This is a genomic window from Fontibacillus panacisegetis (genome assembly GCF_900102215.1).
Lineage (GTDB): Bacteria > Bacillota > Bacilli > Paenibacillales > Paenibacillaceae > Fontibacillus > Fontibacillus panacisegetis.
Map to the genome: position 1 here is coordinate 22,054 of NZ_FNBG01000018.1, position 19,041 is coordinate 41,094.

General features: G+C 41.9%; 18 protein-coding genes and 1 riboswitch. Of the genes, 2 read left to right on the forward strand and 16 right to left on the reverse strand.

Going from position 1 to position 19,041, the window contains the following annotated elements; genetic code table 11:
* Positions 1-80: 80 nt before the first annotated feature.
* The 7 genes from BLS49_RS15180 to metA form a co-directional block, all read right to left on the reverse strand.
* The gene (locus BLS49_RS15180) at positions 81-782 is read right to left on the reverse strand and encodes a 3D domain-containing protein (RefSeq protein WP_245742463.1); all 702 of its coding nucleotides are present in this window, start codon (positions 780-782) and stop codon (positions 81-83) included.
* Between the two features lie 452 nt (positions 783-1,234).
* Positions 1,235-3,172 carry a threonine--tRNA ligase gene (thrS, locus tag BLS49_RS15185; RefSeq protein ID WP_091232190.1) on the reverse strand — a complete coding sequence of 646 codons (1,938 nt, stop codon included), beginning with the start codon at positions 3,170-3,172 and terminating at the stop codon, positions 1,235-1,237.
* Positions 3,173-3,549: 377 nt separating this feature from the next.
* On the reverse strand, positions 3,550-4,470 hold the full coding sequence (locus BLS49_RS15190) for a putative sporulation protein YtxC (RefSeq protein WP_175471427.1): 921 nt from the start codon (positions 4,468-4,470) through the stop codon (positions 3,550-3,552).
* Positions 4,471-4,570: 100 nt separating this feature from the next.
* Positions 4,571-5,707: a cyclic dehypoxanthinyl futalosine synthase gene (gene mqnC, locus BLS49_RS15195; protein WP_091232195.1), complete on the reverse strand. Its 1,137-nt coding sequence runs from the start codon at positions 5,705-5,707 to the stop codon at positions 4,571-4,573.
* 153 nt (positions 5,708-5,860) lie between these two features.
* On the reverse strand, positions 5,861-7,006 hold the full coding sequence (locus BLS49_RS15200) for a trans-sulfuration enzyme family protein (RefSeq protein WP_091232197.1): 1,146 nt from the start codon (positions 7,004-7,006) through the stop codon (positions 5,861-5,863).
* A complete protein-coding gene (locus BLS49_RS15205; protein WP_091232200.1) occupies positions 6,999-8,186 on the reverse strand; it encodes an aminotransferase class I/II-fold pyridoxal phosphate-dependent enzyme in 1,188 nt (395 codons plus the stop codon). The genes BLS49_RS15200 and BLS49_RS15205 overlap by 8 nt, the downstream gene beginning before the upstream one ends.
* A gap of 34 nt (positions 8,187-8,220) precedes the next feature.
* The gene (metA, locus tag BLS49_RS15210; RefSeq protein ID WP_091232202.1) at positions 8,221-9,156 is read right to left on the reverse strand and encodes a homoserine O-acetyltransferase MetA; all 936 of its coding nucleotides are present in this window, start codon (positions 9,154-9,156) and stop codon (positions 8,221-8,223) included.
* A gap of 117 nt (positions 9,157-9,273) precedes the next feature.
* A riboswitch (SAM riboswitch) is annotated at positions 9,274-9,400 on the reverse strand.
* Between the two features lie 401 nt (positions 9,401-9,801).
* Here metA and corA point away from each other — a divergent pair.
* Positions 9,802-10,737, forward strand: a complete 936-nt coding sequence (gene corA, locus BLS49_RS15215) for a magnesium/cobalt transporter CorA (RefSeq protein ID WP_091232207.1) — start codon at positions 9,802-9,804, stop codon at positions 10,735-10,737.
* Between the two features lie 89 nt (positions 10,738-10,826).
* Here corA and BLS49_RS15220 read toward each other — a convergent pair whose 3' ends face one another.
* On the reverse strand, positions 10,827-11,837 hold the full coding sequence (locus tag BLS49_RS15220; protein WP_091232211.1) for an HRDC domain-containing protein: 1,011 nt from the start codon (positions 11,835-11,837) through the stop codon (positions 10,827-10,829).
* A 220-nt stretch (positions 11,838-12,057) separates the two neighbouring features.
* Here BLS49_RS15220 and BLS49_RS15225 point away from each other — a divergent pair, with 220 nt between their 5' ends.
* Positions 12,058-12,360 (forward strand): DUF3055 domain-containing protein, encoded by a 303-nt coding sequence (locus tag BLS49_RS15225; RefSeq protein WP_091232214.1) that lies wholly within the window; start codon positions 12,058-12,060, stop codon positions 12,358-12,360.
* Between the two features lie 89 nt (positions 12,361-12,449).
* Here the strand turns inward: BLS49_RS15225 and BLS49_RS15230 are convergent, their stop codons facing one another.
* The 8 genes from BLS49_RS15230 to BLS49_RS15265 all read right to left on the reverse strand — a co-directional run bounded on the left by BLS49_RS15230 (position 12,450) and on the right by BLS49_RS15265 (position 18,834).
* Positions 12,450-13,271 (reverse strand): alpha/beta fold hydrolase, encoded by an 822-nt coding sequence (locus BLS49_RS15230; RefSeq protein WP_091232217.1) that lies wholly within the window; start codon positions 13,269-13,271, stop codon positions 12,450-12,452.
* A 575-nt stretch (positions 13,272-13,846) separates the two neighbouring features.
* Positions 13,847-14,734, reverse strand: a complete 888-nt coding sequence (locus BLS49_RS15235; protein WP_091232220.1) for a 5'-3' exonuclease — start codon at positions 14,732-14,734, stop codon at positions 13,847-13,849.
* A gap of 3 nt (positions 14,735-14,737) precedes the next feature.
* The gene (locus BLS49_RS15240) at positions 14,738-15,097 is read right to left on the reverse strand and encodes an arsenate reductase family protein (RefSeq protein ID WP_091232224.1); all 360 of its coding nucleotides are present in this window, start codon (positions 15,095-15,097) and stop codon (positions 14,738-14,740) included.
* The gene (locus tag BLS49_RS15245; RefSeq protein ID WP_091232227.1) at positions 15,090-16,037 is read right to left on the reverse strand and encodes an RluA family pseudouridine synthase; all 948 of its coding nucleotides are present in this window, start codon (positions 16,035-16,037) and stop codon (positions 15,090-15,092) included. The genes BLS49_RS15240 and BLS49_RS15245 overlap by 8 nt, the downstream gene beginning before the upstream one ends.
* Positions 16,034-16,603 (reverse strand): cob(I)yrinic acid a,c-diamide adenosyltransferase, encoded by a 570-nt coding sequence (locus BLS49_RS15250; RefSeq protein ID WP_091232231.1) that lies wholly within the window; start codon positions 16,601-16,603, stop codon positions 16,034-16,036. The genes BLS49_RS15245 and BLS49_RS15250 overlap by 4 nt, the downstream gene beginning before the upstream one ends.
* A 98-nt stretch (positions 16,604-16,701) precedes the next feature.
* Positions 16,702-16,932, reverse strand: coding sequence for an aspartyl-phosphate phosphatase Spo0E family protein (locus tag BLS49_RS15255; RefSeq protein ID WP_091232441.1), 231 nt, complete (start codon positions 16,930-16,932; stop codon positions 16,702-16,704).
* A 176-nt stretch (positions 16,933-17,108) separates the two neighbouring features.
* Positions 17,109-18,320, reverse strand: coding sequence for an aminotransferase class I/II-fold pyridoxal phosphate-dependent enzyme (locus BLS49_RS15260; protein ID WP_091232235.1), 1,212 nt, complete (start codon positions 18,318-18,320; stop codon positions 17,109-17,111).
* 13 nt (positions 18,321-18,333) lie between these two features.
* Positions 18,334-18,834: an Lrp/AsnC family transcriptional regulator gene (locus BLS49_RS15265; protein ID WP_091232238.1), complete on the reverse strand. Its 501-nt coding sequence runs from the start codon at positions 18,832-18,834 to the stop codon at positions 18,334-18,336.
* Positions 18,835-19,041: the final 207 nt, after the last annotated feature.

Consider the following 19,041-nt stretch of genomic DNA (forward strand, 5'->3'; position numbering starts at 1 on the left):
TTTTACATACGCTGCAATAAAAAAAGGCCTCCCTTAGCCACAAAATATGACTTTCGGAATAGCCCGTAGCTTATTCATATTTAGATTGCTTTCTCCCACAAGTTGTCCGGAATTTCCTTACTAACTTCCATCGCTTTGCCCAGCTCTTTCAGCATGGCTTCCGTCAGCTTGCCATTCCCTTTACGAATGACTTGTACCTGAACTTCCTTCTTACCCCATTCTTTATACACCTGTTTGGTCGTTTTAAAATACAAATCTATTTTATGTCCTTTAATGGCAGAGCCTTTATCTGCGACAACTCCATAACCATACCCTGGAATATAAAGAATTGTCCCCAATGGAAAAACCTTCAGATCGGCTGCAATAGTTGAAACTGTATCTTTATCCCTGCGAACCTTGACACCCGAAAATGTTATGCCATACTGCGGATGATTAGGCCGCTTGCCTGTAGACTCATATCCTGCTGTATAACCAGTCGCCATAACTTTCACACTCAACGTTTTTTTCTTGGCTTGAACCGGCTTTGCCTCATTGTCGAGTTTCGAATCACTGATCATCTTATGACTTCCGGATGCTTGATTCGAAGATTGCTGCAAAATTTTAGATTGTTGCCTCCACATGGATATCTCGAACTGTTGAACAGCTTGGGACTTATATAGAGAAGTCCTGCTCAAGTTTTTAGAAAAGGCATTTATTGTATTTTCCGAGACGATCCCTTGAAATACAAGAACCACCACTAAGCAGCTTAAACCAATTTTATTCCATAAAGTTATTTGATGCATATGAAAATCTCCCCCTTATTCCGAAGGTTTTCCACATGCGCGATAGTTTATACATCATTTTCAAAAAAAATCGGGAATCTCGTTATTTACAGCACTGTATATGTAAATGATGGATTGTAATATGAAGTTACAATTCGCCAATCAAAAAAAGGATTGTCTAATAGGTCGGAAAGAAAAGCTGCTGTTGCTGCTGTTAGTACAAAATAGAGGAAATAATATCCTTTATATAATTAAAATACAGTGATTACGAAAGAATAAAGGAAGTAATTTCCTCTATCCCTATCGAAACTGCTCCAAATAGCTGAAAAACAGTCGATAGCAGCAAATTAGCGGAAATAACTTCCCTTATTTTTTGAGAATGGAGCCATTTTGGAGAAATAAAGGAAGTATTTTCCTTAATCCTCCAAAATGAATTTCAAGAACATGAGAGTGTCAGCTCAACCCCGGCTCCATTAAATAATGTGATTTTTAATATCTCCTTGGAGCAGCTCAAGTACTTCATCAAGCGGTTTAGCTCCCAAATCACCTTCGCCACGTTTACGCACAGAAACGGCACTACTGCTTTGCTCACTCTCACCAACGACGAACATGTACGGAATTTTTTCCAATTGAGCTTCACGGATTTTGTAGCCAAGTTTCTCATTGCGCAGATCGCTTTCAGCACGAATACCTCCTGCACGAAGCTTATCTTCTACAGTACGAGCGTATTCTTCAAATGCCCCCGATACCGGTATGACTTTCGCCTGAACAGGTGCAAGCCATAAAGGCAGGTTACCCGCAAAATTTTCAAGCAAGAATGCAGTGAAACGTTCCATAGTGCCAAGAATACCACGGTGAAGAACTACAGGACGATGTTTTGCACCATCATCACCTACGTATTCAAGCTCAAATCTTTCAGGCAGCAGGAAGTCGATCTGGATTGTCGACAATGTTTCTTCCTTGCCCAGTGCTGTTTTGACCTGAACATCCAGTTTAGGACCGTAGAATGCTGCTTCACCCTCAGCTTCGAAGAATGGAAGACCTGCTTCTTCAACTACCTCACGAAGCATACGTTGAGCTGTATTCCACATTTCGTCGTTAGCGAAGTATTTCTCAGTATCCTGAGGATCACGGTAGGACAGACGGAAGCGGTATTCATTAATACCGAAATCGCTGTATACTTGCTGGATTAATTCAAGCACACGAGTAAATTCGCTCTTGATTTGATCAAGACGGCAGAAAATATGTGCATCGTTCAAAGTCATGGAACGTACACGGTGAAGCCCAGTAAGTGCTCCGGACATTTCATAGCGATGCTGCATTCCAAGCTCTGCAATACGAATCGGCAAATCACGATAGCTTCTCATATCGCTCTTGTACACCATCATATGATGCGGGCAGTTCATTGGGCGAAGAACAAATTCCTCAGTATCAATTGTCATTTTAGGGAACATGTCCTCCTGATAATGCTCCCAATGACCTGAAGTTTTGTACAGGTCAACATTACCAAGCACTGGAGTATACACATGTTGGTAACCGAGACGTTCTTCAATATCAACAATGTAACGTTCCAAAGTACGACGCAGTGTTGCACCCTTAGGCAACCAGATTGGCAAGCCTTGACCTACTAAATTGTTAAATGTGAAAATGCTCAGCTCTTTACCAAGCTTGCGGTGATCACGTTTCTTAGCTTCTTCAAGGTAATGCAAATGCTGATCCAGCTCCGCTTTTTTAACGAACGCAGTACCGTAAATGCGCTGTAGCATTTTATTATCACTATTTCCACGCCAGTATGCACCGGCTACACTTAACAGTTTGAATACTTTAATTTTCCCTGTAGACGGTACGTGTGGCCCACGGCATAAGTCGAAAAATTCGCCTTGATCATAGATCGAAATAACGCTATCTTCCGGCAGATCACGAATAAGCTCCAATTTGTACGGATCGCCCAACTCCGTAAAGATCGCGACAGCCTCCTCACGGCTAACTTCACGACGAGTAATCGGCAAATTTTCACCGATGATACGTTCCATTTCTTTTTCAATTTTTTGCAAATCCTCCGGATTCAGCGGATGCTCCAAATCCATATCGTAGTAGAATCCATCTTCAATTACTGGACCAATCCCAAGCTTAACTTCCTTACCACCAAACAAACGTTTTACAGCTTGAGCCATAAGGTGAGCACAGCTGTGACGCATAATTTCCAGACCATCCTTGGAATCGAGCGTAATAATTTCTACCTTTGCTCCATCCTCCAATTTGGTGTTCAAGTCAACTGCCTTGCCGTTAATTTTACCTGCGATTGCGTTTTTACGAAGTCCGCTGCTGATCGATGCAGCAACATCTTCAATAGAGCTTCCTTCTGCATATTCCCGAACTGCGCCGTCCGGCAAAGAAATAGAAATTGCCACTGTAGTTTCCTCCCTAATAAAATTTAAGTTCAACCAACTCTGATTGTATGTGTCCGGAAACGAACAAAAAAGCCCGTCCCGGAAAGGGACGAGCTTGTTATACCCGTGGTTCCACCCTCATTCGGCTCTTCCATCTAACAGAGCCCTTAATTCGGCATTATTTAACGGTAATGACCCGGTGCTCCCTAATACCGTAATACAGGTTCGGAAACACAGCTACAAAGGGGTAAACCAAAATCGAAATCGAAGGGAATTCCAGCCAAGTTCCCTCTCTCTGTACAATTCGTTCCTTTGGATCATGTCTTTGTCAACGCTTTTAGCTTTGAAAAACATGTAAAACTTAACACGTGTAATTATATAGTGATCAACTCTCAGCGTCAAGTTCCTTGATCCCTTCGTCTATTCTCATGATGGAACATACTACATTGAGGACAATCCGAGCAGAGCACTACACGATCACCAAATATGCGGCGAATTGTCGAGATAATCAGCGCCTCCGGTTCAAGTGTATGGATAAGAACACGATCTGGAGACAATGCGATGAGAGTACTCACGACAACATCCTCCATTTCCAGCTCCTGATCAGCCATTCGGGCAACCATTCCACTAGCCGGGGGAGCCTTAATCGGTGTAAAATGCTCATTTAATATTGAAAAATCGTGATCTTTTTTATGCATCAAGTGGACTAGCGAAGTTAAAGGCTCCTGAAAATACACAAAATATTGGAGCAAGCTTATAAATTCATCATACTGCTGATCAAGCAAATATTCCTCTACCGCATAATCCACAATTCCCTTCAGTGTGTCCTCATATTCCCTCATCCTAAATCGAACAAAACCATCAAGATTCAGACAAGGGGTACTTTCCAAAAACTTACCCAGACTTGTTTTAATTTCTTCAATATGATTCTCTCGTGAATGCATACCGTCAATACCCGTTTCAAGCAATTTGCAGCAAAGCACTTCGACAGCCTCATAATCTGTTTGTTCGGAAAATGAATATCTTTTAGATATCATTCTCTTGAGGATTGCCTCTTCCTTAGTGTCAATAAGAAAACGGGACAATGCGTCTGACAGCTTATCTTTTACTATAGCTGTAAGTACTGTATGATTCTTTGACTTCCTTTTGGGCAATATCTTTATTACCGTCTCGAGCAATAACATTTTATTGGGAAGGTGGTACCATTTCGACTGGACAGCGCCTTTATGTAAATCCTTTACCACTTCGCCGAGGTATCCGTAGAATTGCGATTTCTGCTCCAAAGTCTCCAGAGTGACGTGTATCGTAAAAAAATCCATGAGCTTTCCCCCTTCCGCTTCCTTCTCCAAGTATATGGTGGAGAGAAAACGTATATACGGGGTCAGCTCATGGAATGAAAGGCAGTATTTCCAGTAATTATTAATTTTGCATGATGAAATCCTTCTCAATGCTGGAGTTGCCATGGAACACTTTTAAAATGTCATATTTCGTATTACGCTGGGCAGGTATTTTTCCAGCCTCACGAATGATGGACAGGATGGATTCAATGTTTACTTTATATGTTGCTCCGGCCGACGATACTACATTTTCTTCGATCATCGTACTTCCGAAATCATTACATCCATATTGCAAAGATAACTTGCCTACTTCCGGTCCCATCGTAACCCAGGAGGATTGTAGATTCTTAATGTTATCCAATACAATTCTGCTTATCGCTACAGTTTTCAAATAGGATTCCGGGGTTTGTCTTTCCGCCTTCAAATTCGTGTTATCCGGCTGGAAAGTCCATGGAATAAACGCAAGGAAACCTTCTGATGGGTAACCGTTTTGCAGGCATTCATCCTGGGCGTCACGAACACGCATGAGATGCAGTGCTCTTTCTTCAAATGATTCACCAAATCCGATAACCATCGTAGCAGTCGTATTCATACCGATCCGATGCGCGGTCTGCATTACATCCATCCAGTCTCTCCATGACCCTTTGAGACGGCTAATTTTACGACGAGTACGGTCATCTAGAATCTCTGCTCCACCGCCAGGAAGTGAGTCAAGTCCAGCTGCATGAATCTCGCGCAATACTTCCTCAAGAGTCAGACCATCAGAAACTTCCTTCATTTTCATAATTTCAGCAGGGGAAAAGGAGTGCATCGTAATGTCCGGAAATCTGGATTTAATCTCTTTCAACAAATTCGTATAATAGCTGAACGGCAAGTTAGGGTTTGTTCCACCCTGCATTAAAATTTCAGTTCCTCCAACATCGATAGTTTCCTGAATTTTCTGAAAAATCACTTCATCTGGCAGCACATATCCCTCTTCAGAGCCAGGGCGACGATAGAAAGCACAAAAACGGCAATAAACATCACAAATGTTTGTATAATTGACATTTCTTCCGATGACGAACGTAGTGATCGGCTCAGGATGTTCTCTTTCCATTAATATGTTAGCAACATGCCCCATCTTCTCTACTTCGTTCGATTCATACAGTGCAATCGTATCTTCAAGATTCAAACGCTGTCCATTAAGCGCCTTATCCAATATGTTATCTATTGCAGTCATATTGTGCCTCCTTGTAATCGATAATACTAAAAATATTCAGCAAAATAGTAGTTTATGGCTTAATCGTAACATATCGTAACATAATTAAATCGAGAAAAATAGCACCCGACAGTATGCCAGGTGCTTGATGCTTAATATCCAGATCACAAATCTCTATTTCAAAGCTTGTTCCAAATCTGAAATGAGATCATCGATGTCCTCCAGACCAACAGAGAACCGCAGCAATCCATCAGTAATTCCACGTTCAAGACGCACTTCTCTTGGCATGGAGGCATGAGACATCATAGCCGGATAGGACAAAATGCTCTCCACAGCTCCCAGACTTACTGCAACAATTGGAAGCTCCACTTTACTCAGCACTTGCTTCGCTTTTTCTTCAGATCCAACATCAAACGAAACTACAGCACCGTATCCTGTTGATTGCTTTTCATGTATTTCACGACCTGGATGATTAGTCAGACCCGGATAATAGACATTTTGAATGTCACTACGAGAACTTAACCATTCAGCTAGCTTGCGGGAACTGATTTCACTGTGAGCCATACGTGCTCCTAAGGTCTTCATGCCTCTCATCAGGAGCCATGATTCTTGAGCGCCAAGCACTGTACCAAGACCATTCTGAAGAAATTTCAATTGGCGGCCCAGTGAATCATTACGCGCTACAGCAAGCCCTGCCAATACATCACTATGTCCTCCCAGAAACTTCGTTGCACTGTGCAAAACGATATCAACACCAAGCTCGATTGGACGCTGATAATAAGGAGTCATAAACGTGTTATCCAAAATGCTCAGCAAATTATTTTCCCGTGCCCAATTTGCTATGAATTCGATATCGGTAATTTTTAATGTTGGGTTCGATGGAGTCTCGATGTATACCCCTTTAGTATTCGGTTTTAACGCCGCCTTTACTTGTTCCGGCTTGGTCATGTCAACAAATGTAGTTTCGATGTTCATCCGGGTCAAAATACTCGTTAGAAGGCGATATGTACCACCATATACATCTTCTGTAACAATCAGGTGATCGCCTGCAGAGAATAACATGAAGGTTGTTGAGATCGCTGACATCCCGCTGGAAAAAGCAAACCCTCTAGCTCCTCCTTCAAGCAATGCAATGTAATCCTCAAGCGCTTGACGAGTTGGATTGCCTGAACGACTATAATCAAATGTTGGCGGATTGAAGATGTCATTGTGATGAAATGTAGAAGCCTGGTAAATCGGTACGCTAGACGCTCCGGTTGTCTTATCGATTTCTCCTCCAAAATGGATCAGCTTGGTTTCAAATTTTTTGTCGTTACTCATGCTGTTGTCCTCCTTCAATCTCTATATGAGCCACTTCCAAAGCCTGTGATAAATCCTCGATTAAATCATCAACATGCTCAATACCTACTGAGAATCGAAGCAATCGATCATCAACACCCACGGCTTCACGAATTTCAACCGGAATGTCAGCATGAGTCTGAACCGCTGGATATGTCATCAAAGATTCTACACCACCAAGACTTTCAGCAAAAGCGATCAGCTTCAAATTACGAAGCACAGGCTCTACAAGACGCGCATCTGTAACTTTGAAAGAGAAGATGCCTGTATTGCCGCTCGATTGCTTGTTTTGAATCTCGTAACCAGGATGATCAGGCAGAGCAGGATGGAACACCTCCGCTACTTGAGGATGTTCTTCCAAATATTGTGCAATCGTAATCGCATTGCTCTCATGACGATCCATTCGTAGTGCCAATGTCTTCATACCGCGCATAAGCTGATAGGAGTCCGACGGACTTAAGACAGCACCAATCGAGTTGTGCAGGAATGCCATTTCCTCAGATAATTCTTTTCCTTTTGTCACTATTAATCCCGCCAGCACATCATTATGCCCGCCTAAATATTTGGTAGCGCTGTGGACAACGATGTCTGCTCCAAGCTCAATAGGACGCTGGAAATATGGAGTCAGCAGCGTGTTGTCTACAATAGTAAGAAGTCCATGCTTACGTGCCCAATTTGATACTACTTCCAGATCCGTAACCATCATGAGAGGATTGGTTGGAGTCTCAATAAATACTGCTTTTGTATTCGGGGTACGTACATTTTCAAGCGCATCCAGATCGTTGGTATCCACATAGGAAGCCGTAATGCCAAATCGCGATAGAATACGTTCGAACAAACGGTATGTTCCACCGTACAAATCAAGGGATACTATTAAGTGATCCCCTTGTGAGAAAAGAGTGAATACGGTTTGCAGAGCTGCCATCCCGGAGGAACAGGCAAATCCAGCATCACCGGATTCCAAAACAGCTGCCGCTTCCTCTAATACTTTACGGGTTGGGCTCTTTGTTCTTGCATAGTCAAATCCCGTACTTTGACCTAGACGTGGATGCCGAAAAGCCGTTGCTTGATATATTGGATAATTTACCGCTCCGGTTACAGGCTCCTCAACAGAACCAATTTGAGCAAGTTTACTTTCAATTCGCCAATTTTTGTCGGTCATGGTTAATATCCCTCCACATTTGTATCTAATTATATTAAATTTGGTAAATAAATTCCATTTTTTCATCGATATCGTAAGGCGTTTCCTGATACACATAGTAATTGAGCCAATTGGAAAATAATAAGTTAGCGTGAGCTCTCCAACTGGAGGTTGGGGTTTTGGATGGATCGTCATTAGGATAATAGTTAATTGGCATTTCAACTTCAAGTCCCTTGGCAACATCACGATCGTATTCCCATTTCAAGGATAATGGATCATATTCTGAATGGCCTGTAACAAAGATTTGCTTGCCGTTGCGAGCTGCAGCAAGATAAATCCCTGCTTCTTCTGACTCAGCCAAAATCTTCAATTCTGGAACTGCCTCGATGTCTGCACGATTCACATCGGTATGACGGGAATGAGGCACAAGAAAACTCTCATCGAACCCGCGAAGCAGCATTACATGCGGGTCATTCACTGTATGAGGGAATACGCCAAAACATTTCTTGGAGAGCTGAACTTTACGAACACCATAATGATAATACAGTCCCGCTTGAGCAGCCCAGCAAATGTGCAATGTCGAAGTGACATGTGTTTTGCTCCATTCAAATATTTGTTTCAGCTCTTCCCAATAGTTTACTTGCTCAAATTCCAGCTGTTCCACTGGAGCGCCTGTCACAATCATCCCGTCGAAACGGCGATTCTGAATCTCGTCAAAGGTTTTGTAGAACATTTCCAAATGTTCTGCCGAAGTATTCTTGGGCGTATGCGAGCGTGGATGAAGCAGCACAATCTCTACCTGCAGCGGAGTATTACCAAGCAGACGTAAAATTTGTGTCTCAGTCGTTTCTTTGGTTGGCATTAAATTAAGGATAGCAATTCTAAGTGGACGGATATCCTGACGGTATGCGCGACTCTCATCCATTACGAAAATTTTCTCATTCGTAAGCACTTCTTTTGCCGGAAGATGATCAGGTACTTTAATCGGCATGATTTTTCACTCCTTTATCACATAGATGTCACTAAATTGAGTCTGAAAGTCGGCGATCACAACAAAAAAGACCTCTCTACTTAGAGAAAGGTCATCATTTATTTGCTAAATGCGCCTCTCTCATCTCTCAGAATTCGCAGCAAGCTACAAGCTGTGCGATTCTGCAAGAATTAGCACCGTACGTTAAATCTCGCCGGTTGCCGGGTATCATCGGGCTAGTCCCTCCACCTACTCTTGATAAGAAAATCGTATTTGATATTTAATTGTCTTACTTTTAACAATTAAAATGTTAATTTCTATTATACATGTTTTGTGTAGTTTCACAAGCTGTAACCATGCATTTCGGCGGAACATTTTGGCTTGAAACATTTCATACCAGAGCGTTATACTAGACAAGTGTTTAAATCATTTTATAACTAATTTTTAGAGCTAAAGAGGTGAATCCGAGATGGAAGGCGACCCGAGTCCGCAGAGTTGCAGTCAACAACAATTGCATAGGAAATCAATCAGCAAGCACCTGTGGGCAGTTATGGGCTCCTCTTATCCCGGTTTTATAGCTTAAGCCGGCTGCTGCTGATTCCTTTCCTGTGCTCCAACCAAAAAGAGCATACCCTCCATTATTGGACGGGAAAGGGAGTGACCTGTATGAAAATTCGTCACGTGAAAGCCGGAGTCTTTACACCGGTAGAAGACGTAGAGATCACAACAACAGCACCTGAAGAAGGCTTTTACTGGATTGACGCTGATGTAGAGGATCTCGTATTGTTGCAGCCACTCTTCTCTCTGCATGATCTGGCAGTGGAAGACTGTCTCACAGAAGAAGAGCAGCGGCCAAAAATTGAGACCTATGACAACCATTATTTTATCGTAGTCAACAGTATTCGTTACGACGACGAGGAGATTTTCCTTCGTGCCCTCAACATTTTTCTAGGTCGTCATTATATCATTACAGTAACAAAGCAAAAAATTAATGAATTGCGTGCGGTTAAGCCAATCCTGTGGGAACAGGAGGTGAGCGAGCCTGACCGGTTCCTTTATTATCTCATTGACCTTGTAGTCGATAATTACTTTGTTGTAGGTGACCGAATCGAGGTTAAAATTGAAAAGCTGGAAGAAGACATCCTTATGCATACCAAGCGCTCACATCTAGGTGAAATCATCGGTTTGCGCAGTGAAATTCTGTGGCTTAAAAAAGTGCTGGGACCTCAAAAAGAAGTTATTAATATTTTGAATAAAAAAGATCTGCGCCTCATCGATGATCAACTGCAAAAATATTTCAGCGATATCTATGAGAATGCTGTAAAAATATCTGAAAACTTCGATACATTTCGGGAATTGATGGGCAACTTGCGAGAAGCCTACCAATCTGCTATTGCGAATCGGGCGAACGAAATCATGCGCGTCTTTACAGCCATAACGACTATTTTCATTCCTTTAACTCTTATAACAGGTATATATGGAATGAACTTTGATAACATGCCGGAAATCCATTGGAAATACGGCTATTATGTCGTACTCGGTGTTATGATTGCTCTAGGCGCAGGTATGTATTATTTATTCCGCAAACGCGACTGGATATAATAAAGTAAAAAGTGCGATGAATGGGTACATTACAGTATGCCGTTCAGCGCACTTTTCTATATATTAGCGCCGGTTTTTCAAGTTCGATATTAAACGGCTTTACTGGTAATCTCATTCCCTGCGCTGCGGCGGAACAAAATGCGTATTAGTCTCAGTCGTTCGTATAACGTATCCAAATCTTTTCCTTCCACTACTTCCTTATTATAGACCTTGTGCAAAATGGGCTTTAAAAAAGCATCCCCCAGCTCTTCATATGCCCTCAGCACATTCTCTTGCTCTTCTCTTGAAACCTCCTTCAGCTCCATCTGGATCAGAGCATCAGTATTATATCCATCTTTCTCGAGCTGCTCCAAAAGCTCTATTGCTTCTCTGCGATCAATTCCTGCTTTTGTACATATTTTTTCAATGTTCAATCCTTCAGCTAGAGATTCCAGTACATTGCGACGGAGACTAAATTTCTCCATATCGTGCTTGAACTTGATCTCCTTCTGTTTGTACAGCCATGATCGAAACATTTCTTCATCAACTTCATGCTCCACCCAGTTCAGTGGAAAATCGCCCGGCCGCTCCTTGTCTTTAGTCATTTCCAATAGCTCAGCTCCAAATTCGGCAGCCTTGGCAGAGCCTACTCCTGGCAGCTCCAGCAATTCCTCCATCGTTCTAGGACAGAACACACTGATCAAGCGAAGCAATCGATTGCTCGCTATTAGATAAGGGGCCTTACGAAGGACGGAAGCTTTCTTTCTTCTCCAGCTGCTCATTTCCGCATAAAGCGGTTCATTCTCATGTATCTCACTGTAACAGACCAGCTTCTGTGAAATCATTCCTCGACCGATTAATTGCTCCCTCTCCCCCCAAATCCCTTCAATTACCGGACGATAACCTTCTCCCAGTTTTACTACAAGCCGATGGCGATAAATGTGCAGCATCTCTGACCATGAAGCGCCTTCATACCATAGCGTCTCCTCCTCTCCATCTGCGGTTACTTCATTCCAGCCCATTCTCCATAGCCCATCGTCTTCACCGATCCAAACCTTAGCGCCTGCTGTAATTACACCAGTTACATCCTTCTCCATACTGTTCAAAAAGACAATTCGCATACTTTCTCCTCCTAAGGCAATATCAGCTACGAAAAAGATCATACAACGCCAAAAAGCACCCCTCTTGTTCATTCACAAGAGAGGTGCTTCCTCTAAATTCGTATACTGTTACACCTAATAATACCATTATTCGGAAATATGTCAATCCGATGTCCTTTTTCCCACAAGCTCCATTTTCCTATATAATAGGACACAGACATGTAATCAAGGAGGCTTGTAAATGACTAACCCTCATCATGATTTAGACTTTCTATCTGACAGCACGGAAAGTACATCAACAAGATTCGTTACTTTCATTGGCAACTCGTTAAAGAGATTCGATCTCGCCGTTACTAACACTAATCGATTTTATGGTAAAAAGCTCGTAATCGATTTGCTAAACGGAAAAACAGCCATCCTTGGAACCGATGACCTTGAGGAAGAAGGTTATCTGGAACATGTATTTTCCCTGAACGAAGACGAAGCAGAAGAGCTTCGTTGCTTCCTCTATCAGGTTGTAGGCGACGCTTATTTTACTGATTAATTTTATAATAAAACCTTTCTCTAGACGCTGTTTAATCCGCACTGCTGCGGAAGATAGCGTCTTTTATTTTGCCGAACAACAGCCTTATTTCAAAATCTTTTTAACCATTCTATGATTCTGTCTACTGCTTCAATATATCTCTGCCCTACAAGCACACCCGTATGAGTTGTGCTCCAAAGCCCTAGATATTCAGCACGGAGATGCTCCGCTGTTACCTTACCCCGACGGTCGTCATCATCACAGTTGACTGCTTTGATAACCAAGCACGGACAAGAAATTGAACTGCTATCTATGGAAATCCCCTTTGCTTCAATTGAAAATATAAAAGCGTTAATTGCCTTTGATGACTCCATTGTGAGGTACTTTCTTTGAAATTCAATGTCATCTGCCGTTTCATCTATACTTGAAAGTTCTTCACGAGTTGGAGCAGGCAATATAAGTTCAGATATCATCTGATCTAATTCTTTGTATGGTACTGCTTCAAAAACTTCTTTGCTTATAACTGAATCGATCAGCACCATACCGGAGATCTCGATGGATTCAGCTAACTTCTGACTCAGGATTCCCCCCATGCTAAAGCCGATAATAATCGGAGGAACTTCACACTCTGTGATAATCTCTTTTATATCCTCCAAATAATCCTCAAAGGTTATCTTCGTCATATCCATTAACCTGCTTTTGTAGTGACTTCTCAAGTTCATAACATAACATTTCCAACCTTCACGGATAAAGTGCGGAATGTATTTGCTCCACATCCAGCTTCCTGTAAAAGCACCGTGTATAAAAAGCAAAGGAGGTCTTTTTTCAGTTGCTTTCGCGAGATTCTCCCCCTCGAATATCTCTAGAAACAAGTCGTTATCCCCTATGTATTTCATCGTGTGATCTGGTAATTCTTTCGTAAAATCTTTCATGATTGTATCCTCTCTGTTCATTTTATTTTAAATGTAATATATTCCTTATGTATCCATATTATTGGTGTGATGTATAACCAAAGTCAAGAGTACTTGATACGCTTCACCTTAACCATTATGTCGGAGAAATACAAGGGGCTGTCCCAAAAGTAGCTTTAGTATCAAAACTAGAATAGCGGTGCAAGGAAGACGATCCCTGCACCGCTTGATCCCGCCACACATTCTATGACCGTATCTCATGTGTAATAATGCATGATGCGAGATTCCTGCAAATGTGCAGGCTTTGATCATGTAAAGCCTCTAAATGCCCTAAATTGCTGCAAATGTGCAGGCTTTCTCTAAGGATTCTCTTCAAACTAGTCTATTCTAAACAATATTCATGCATTTTTGCAGGCTTTTGTTCATCCTTTCATGGCTACTTTTAAAAAACTGCATTTTTACATCATTTTCCTGATATCTTGCCTCTCCACTGCTAAAAGAGCGTTCCTCAAAGTTATCTTAGATAACTTTTGGGACAACCTCTTGTTATTTAAACGTTCTTCTTATTTTCTGGTTTGCTATTGGTTTATGCTGGACTAACTTACATCGAAAAGTTTAACAAGCCCACCAAATTCCAGTTCATCAAACTTTTTAGCCGCTGCATCACGTCGTAAATTCCAAATACAATGGTCTAGCTCACATTCGATTGGAACATCTAATCGAATTCGAGCTAAATCTCTGGAAAGATGGAGCATTTCCATATTGGCCTCAATTTTACTTCTGACGCTTTTTGGAAGATTATCTAGATTATCTAGGCAACCTTCAATAGACTGATACTCACTAATTAACTTTAATGCTGTTTTTTCCCCAATACCTTTTACACCTGGATAATTATCTGCAGTATCACCCATAAATGCTTTTAGATCAATAACTTGTAACGGCGTTAGTTGTTTAGTAGCAAAAAGCGTCTCCAAATCATACACAGTATAATTCGATCTACCCTTATTCATAATAACAACTTTTACCTGCTCAGTTATTAACTGCAGCATATCATGATCTCCAGTTAAAATTAACACTTCAGAATCCTTCTGAAGTTTGTTTGATAAAGTACCAATACAATCATCGGCCTCATATCCCGTCATTCCAATATTTAGTACCCCCATCTCTGCTACAACTTCTTTAACTAAGTCGAATTGTGGGAGAAGCTCAAGAGGAGCTTCAGATCGATTTTTTTTGTACTCGCTATAGCTCTCATTTCGAAAAGTACTACTCCCCATATCCCAACAGCAAATGATATGAGTTGGTGTATAGGTTTTAATCGCATCAAAAAAATATTGTATAAATCCATATACCGCATTTGTAGGTAAACCGTTACTAGTTTTGCGAATATAACCAGAGTAAGAAGTCGCATAAAAAGCCCTGAATAATAGTGCCATTCCATCTACAAGCAAAATACGATCCTGATCATTTTGTCTATTTATCATTTTTTACCCCCACACCTGCTCGTACACATCAGCTTTATATCCAACCGTAACCTTGCTGCCATCCGTAACAATGGGACGCTTGATCAGCATTCCATTCGAAGATAACAATGCAATCTGCTCCTGACGTGATAATTGTTGTAATTTATCCTTTAGACCCAGCTCTTTATATACTTCACCGCTTGTATTGAAAAATTTTTTAAGTTCAAATCCGCTGTTATCAATGATTTCCGAGAGCTCCGTTGGTTCCGGTGGAGCTTCTTTAATATTACGTAGTTCTAAAATATGACCCTGCTGGTTCAACCATTTAACCGCACTGCGGCATGTTCCGCATTTCGGATATTGATAAACAATAAGCTCACTCATGACTATATCCCTCCTGATTTAGACTGGACAATAATTGTGCCATATCTGCCGGAAGAGGAGCCCTAAAAATCAAATCCTCTCCAGTTAAAGGATGCTTGAAGCCCAGCTCAACCGCATGAAGTGCTTGCCTCGTTATCCAGCCGTTCATTTCACTGTTGTCCGTAACGCCGCCGACTTGATACATTTTATCCCCAATAAGCGGATGTCCAATAAAGGTCATATGAACTCGGATTTGATGTGTTCTTCCCGTATCAAGACGCAGCTCTACCATAGACGCTTGTTCCATAGAACGAATCACTTTATAAAAAGTTAACGCCGAATATCCTTCTTCTGTAACGATACGCCGATGCGGTTCATTGGGATCGCGATCGATCGGACCGTCGATCTCTCCTTCTACCGAAGCTGGACATCCGTGCACCAATGCGATATATTTTTTCGACACCTGTCCCGCAATTAATTGCTCGGAAACATGCTGGTGTATATAAGCATTTTTTGCGATTGCAATAACACCGCTAGTCTCCTGATCCAGACGATGTATTGGCCTGAACCTGAATGCTTCCCCTTTTTCTTTCCAATAGTGAACAACCCCATTAGCCAACGTATCCGTGTAATGTCCATGTGTCGGATGAACAATGATGCCCGGGGCTTTATTGACGATTAGGAGCGCATCATCCTCATAAATGATTTCAAAGGGAATCGGTTGCGGTAAAATATCGTCAGAGGTTTCCTTCTCTAACGAAATAGATACCATATCTCCACTCTTAACCTTTACACTAATGTATACCCTCTCTCCATTCAACATGACCCCGCGCTCAGTCAGCTTAATACGTGACAGCAGTTTACGAGAAACACCCAGCTTTCGCTGCAATACAGTCTTTAGCAGCCAGCCGTCCTCCAGCTCAGTTACTTTATAGGTGATTGGATCATAATAGGCTGTCATGATTTGTTTCGAAACACCTTTTTGCTGCGTTCATATTCTACATCGGGGGTATGTTCACGTGCATTTGCAGTCCGCGCTACTGAAAAAAAGAAATCCGAAAGACGGTTCAAATATTTTATAACCTGTGGGTTAACTTCTGTATTGTGGCTAAGCGTTACTGCACGACGCTCCGCACGGCGGCATATTGTCCGACAAATATGCAGGGTAGAGGACAATTGTGTGCCACCCGGCAAAATAAATTTTTCTAACACTGGATTTTGGGATTCGTATCGATCAATCCAAGCTTCCAGACGATCTACCATATCTGAATGAACCTTGAATCGGTCCTCTTTGATTCTGGTATATGCGAGATCGGAGCCACAATCAAACAACTCCTGTTGAATTTGCTGCAGATCCTCTCCTAAGTCAGCAAAAATCTCCGGATTGGCAATACTTCCTGCAAGTCCAACAAAACTGTTCAGTTCATCTATAGTCCCGTATGCCTCTACACGATCATCATCCTTGTGTACTCTTCCACCGATTACCGAGGTTTGCCCTTGATCGCCGGTACGCGTATAAATCGTCATTACAACTCTCCTCCTGCTACTCATTCACTACGTTCCAATATAACATAAAATGAAAAAAAGAAGACCCATAAGGATCTCCTTGGTTTTATTTACTTACTCTATTTCTTCTTATAATTTTGAGATTTCAGCATAAACTCATTAATTTTCAAATCAAGAAGTCTGCTAATCTCAATAACGATGTCTGACGTAAAAGATTTCTCCTGCTGGAAAAGTAATTCCATCTTACTCCGAAGCAAGCGAATCTCATCCTCCAAGGTAATTGCTTGTGGTGAAGTCTTATGGCTCGCTTCGTCTGTCCATTGATTCAGTTTATTGTCTTCAGCGATCATAAACCTAGAAAGTTCGAGTGATATTTCGTATCCACCACAACCCAAAAGTAATCCCTCCCTGAGAAACTAAAACGCTCTTCCAAAGTCAAATTATACCATGTAAATTAAACAATGATCAATTAGAATATGAAAGATATGTTAAATAGAACCAATTCCCCAGTAAGATATTCCTATTACTAACCTTGTTTTAATTTATGGATATATTGCCCCATCCGATGCAGAGCTTCACTTAATTGACTAACCGAAGTAGCGTAGGAGCAACGTAAGTAGCCTTCTCCGCCGGCACCAAACACATTGCCTGGGACAGCTGCGACTTTAGCTTCAAGAAGCAAGCCCTTTGCGAACTCCTCCGAAGACAAGCCCGTCGATTGTATACTTGGAAAAGCATAAAATGCCCCTTCCGGTTCATGGCATTCCAGCCCAATATCTCTCAAGCCTTGTACGATAAGTCTTCTACGCTGATTATATGAGTCAACCATATGGTCCTTGTCCTCGAGCCCGTTCTTAAGCGCTTCAAGCGCTGCAACCTGGCCCATAACAGGTGCGCACATTACTGTATATTGATGAATCTTCAGCATGGCATAGATCAGTTCAGGATGACCGCACGCATAACCCATACGCCAACCTGTCATAGCAAAAGCTTTAGAAAATCCACTGACAAGAATCGTACGATCCTTCATCCCCGGCAGCGAAGCAAAACTAACATGTTTCTCCCCGTATGTGAGCTCAGCATAAATTTCATCAGAAATGACGATCAGGTCATTCTCTTCAACCAGCTTGGCAATCGGAAGCCAATCCTCATAAGTCATAATCCCGCCTGTCGGATTGCTAGGATAGCTCAGAATCAAGAGCTTGGACTTCGGCGTTATTTTCGCTTTGAAATGCTCAGCTTTTAATTTAAAGTTATCTTTAGCGAATGTTTCAACTTCAACTGGAACACCGCCACCAATCGAAATGATCGGAGAATAGGAGATATAACAAGGAACGGGAACTAAAATTTCATCCCCGGGCTCTACGAGCGCTCTGAGAGCTAAATCAATAGCTTCACTACCACCAACTGTTACAAGGATTTCATCTTTAGGATTGTATTTCACATCAAAGCTAGTATACAAATACTCTGCAATCGCTTCTCTAAGCTCCGGAGTTCCCGCATTCGATGTATAACTCGTATAGCCGCGCTCAAGGGAATATACGCACGCTTCGCGTACATGCCACGGGGTGATGAAATCAGGCTCACCAACACCAAGTGTAATAATGTCCTTATTCCCACTAGCCAAATCAAAAAAACGACGTATTCCGGACGGCTGAATTTCTCTTACTCTTGGCGCTAAATAATCATTCATTGACTTGCCGGTTTGTTCAGCCTTCTGCTTTGAATTTACGATCATAACATTACTTCCTTTACGGAGATATCAACAGACGACGATCTTCCTCTGGATCCTCGAAGATGATGCCATCTTGTTTGTATTTCTTAAGAATAAAGTGCGTTTTGGTAGATAACACGGATTCCAAAGGAGATAGCTTATCAGAAACAAAGCCCGCAACCTCTTTGAGATTACGTCCCTCCACTTCAACTAATAAATCGTATGCTCCAGACATTAGATATACAGATTTAACCTGAGGGAACAGATAGACCCTTTCTGCGATCGCCTCAAAGCCTCTTCCACGCTCCGGTGTAATTTGCACTTCAATAAGCGCTGTTACCTTCTCATCATCCAGTTTGCTTGAATTAACAACGGTTACGTACTTTACGATTACATGCTCTTCTTCCAGTTCATTAATCGCTTCGGCCACTTCTTCCGCCGTTACACCCAGCAGGGTTGCCAACAAGGCAGGGTCCCTTCTGGCGTCCTCTTTCAAGAGATCCAGCACTTTCAGCTTCAGTTCGCTAAGTGGTTTCATATACTATCCTCCAGCGCTGTTCCGATGACCTGCCCCAAACCCAGGTTCTCGGAATCTAAATTTAATACTTATATTACATGAATTTCAGAATCCTGCAAAGAAAAACCGTTCGCACACAGGGAAAGATTCCGTAAGGCGAACGGTTAACTCATAGACCTTAGTCTAGATCCTCGGATTTTGAAGATTAGGTATACTTTCGACTCTGTA

Coding starts and splice junctions, on each gene's coding strand:
- BLS49_RS15180 (WP_245742463.1), bottom strand. CDS start 782: ATGCATCAAATAACTTTATGGAATAAAATTGGTTTAAGCTGCTTAGTG.
- BLS49_RS15190 (WP_175471427.1), bottom strand. CDS start 4,470: ATGGATTTTTTTACGATACACGTCACTCTGGAGACTTTGGAGCAGAAA.
- mqnC (WP_091232195.1), bottom strand. CDS start 5,707: ATGACTGCAATAGATAACATATTGGATAAGGCGCTTAATGGACAGCGT.
- BLS49_RS15200 (WP_091232197.1), bottom strand. CDS start 7,006: ATGAGTAACGACAAAAAATTTGAAACCAAGCTGATCCATTTTGGAGGA.
- BLS49_RS15205 (WP_091232200.1), bottom strand. CDS start 8,186: ATGACCGACAAAAATTGGCGAATTGAAAGTAAACTTGCTCAAATTGGT.
- metA (WP_091232202.1), bottom strand. CDS start 9,156: ATGCCGATTAAAGTACCTGATCATCTTCCGGCAAAAGAAGTGCTTACG.
- corA (WP_091232207.1), top strand. CDS start 9,802: ATGAAAATTCGTCACGTGAAAGCCGGAGTCTTTACACCGGTAGAAGAC.
- BLS49_RS15220 (WP_091232211.1), bottom strand. CDS start 11,837: ATGCGAATTGTCTTTTTGAACAGTATGGAGAAGGATGTAACTGGTGTA.
- BLS49_RS15225 (WP_091232214.1), top strand. CDS start 12,058: ATGACTAACCCTCATCATGATTTAGACTTTCTATCTGACAGCACGGAA.
- BLS49_RS15230 (WP_091232217.1), bottom strand. CDS start 13,271: ATGAAAGATTTTACGAAAGAATTACCAGATCACACGATGAAATACATA.
- BLS49_RS15235 (WP_091232220.1), bottom strand. CDS start 14,734: ATGATAAATAGACAAAATGATCAGGATCGTATTTTGCTTGTAGATGGA.
- BLS49_RS15240 (WP_091232224.1), bottom strand. CDS start 15,097: ATGAGTGAGCTTATTGTTTATCAATATCCGAAATGCGGAACATGCCGC.
- BLS49_RS15245 (WP_091232227.1), bottom strand. CDS start 16,037: ATGACAGCCTATTATGATCCAATCACCTATAAAGTAACTGAGCTGGAG.
- BLS49_RS15250 (WP_091232231.1), bottom strand. CDS start 16,603: ATGACGATTTATACGCGTACCGGCGATCAAGGGCAAACCTCGGTAATC.
- BLS49_RS15255 (WP_091232441.1), bottom strand. CDS start 16,932: ATGATCGCTGAAGACAATAAACTGAATCAATGGACAGACGAAGCGAGC.
- BLS49_RS15260 (WP_091232235.1), bottom strand. CDS start 18,320: ATGATCGTAAATTCAAAGCAGAAGGCTGAACAAACCGGCAAGTCAATG.
- BLS49_RS15265 (WP_091232238.1), bottom strand. CDS start 18,834: ATGAAACCACTTAGCGAACTGAAGCTGAAAGTGCTGGATCTCTTGAAA.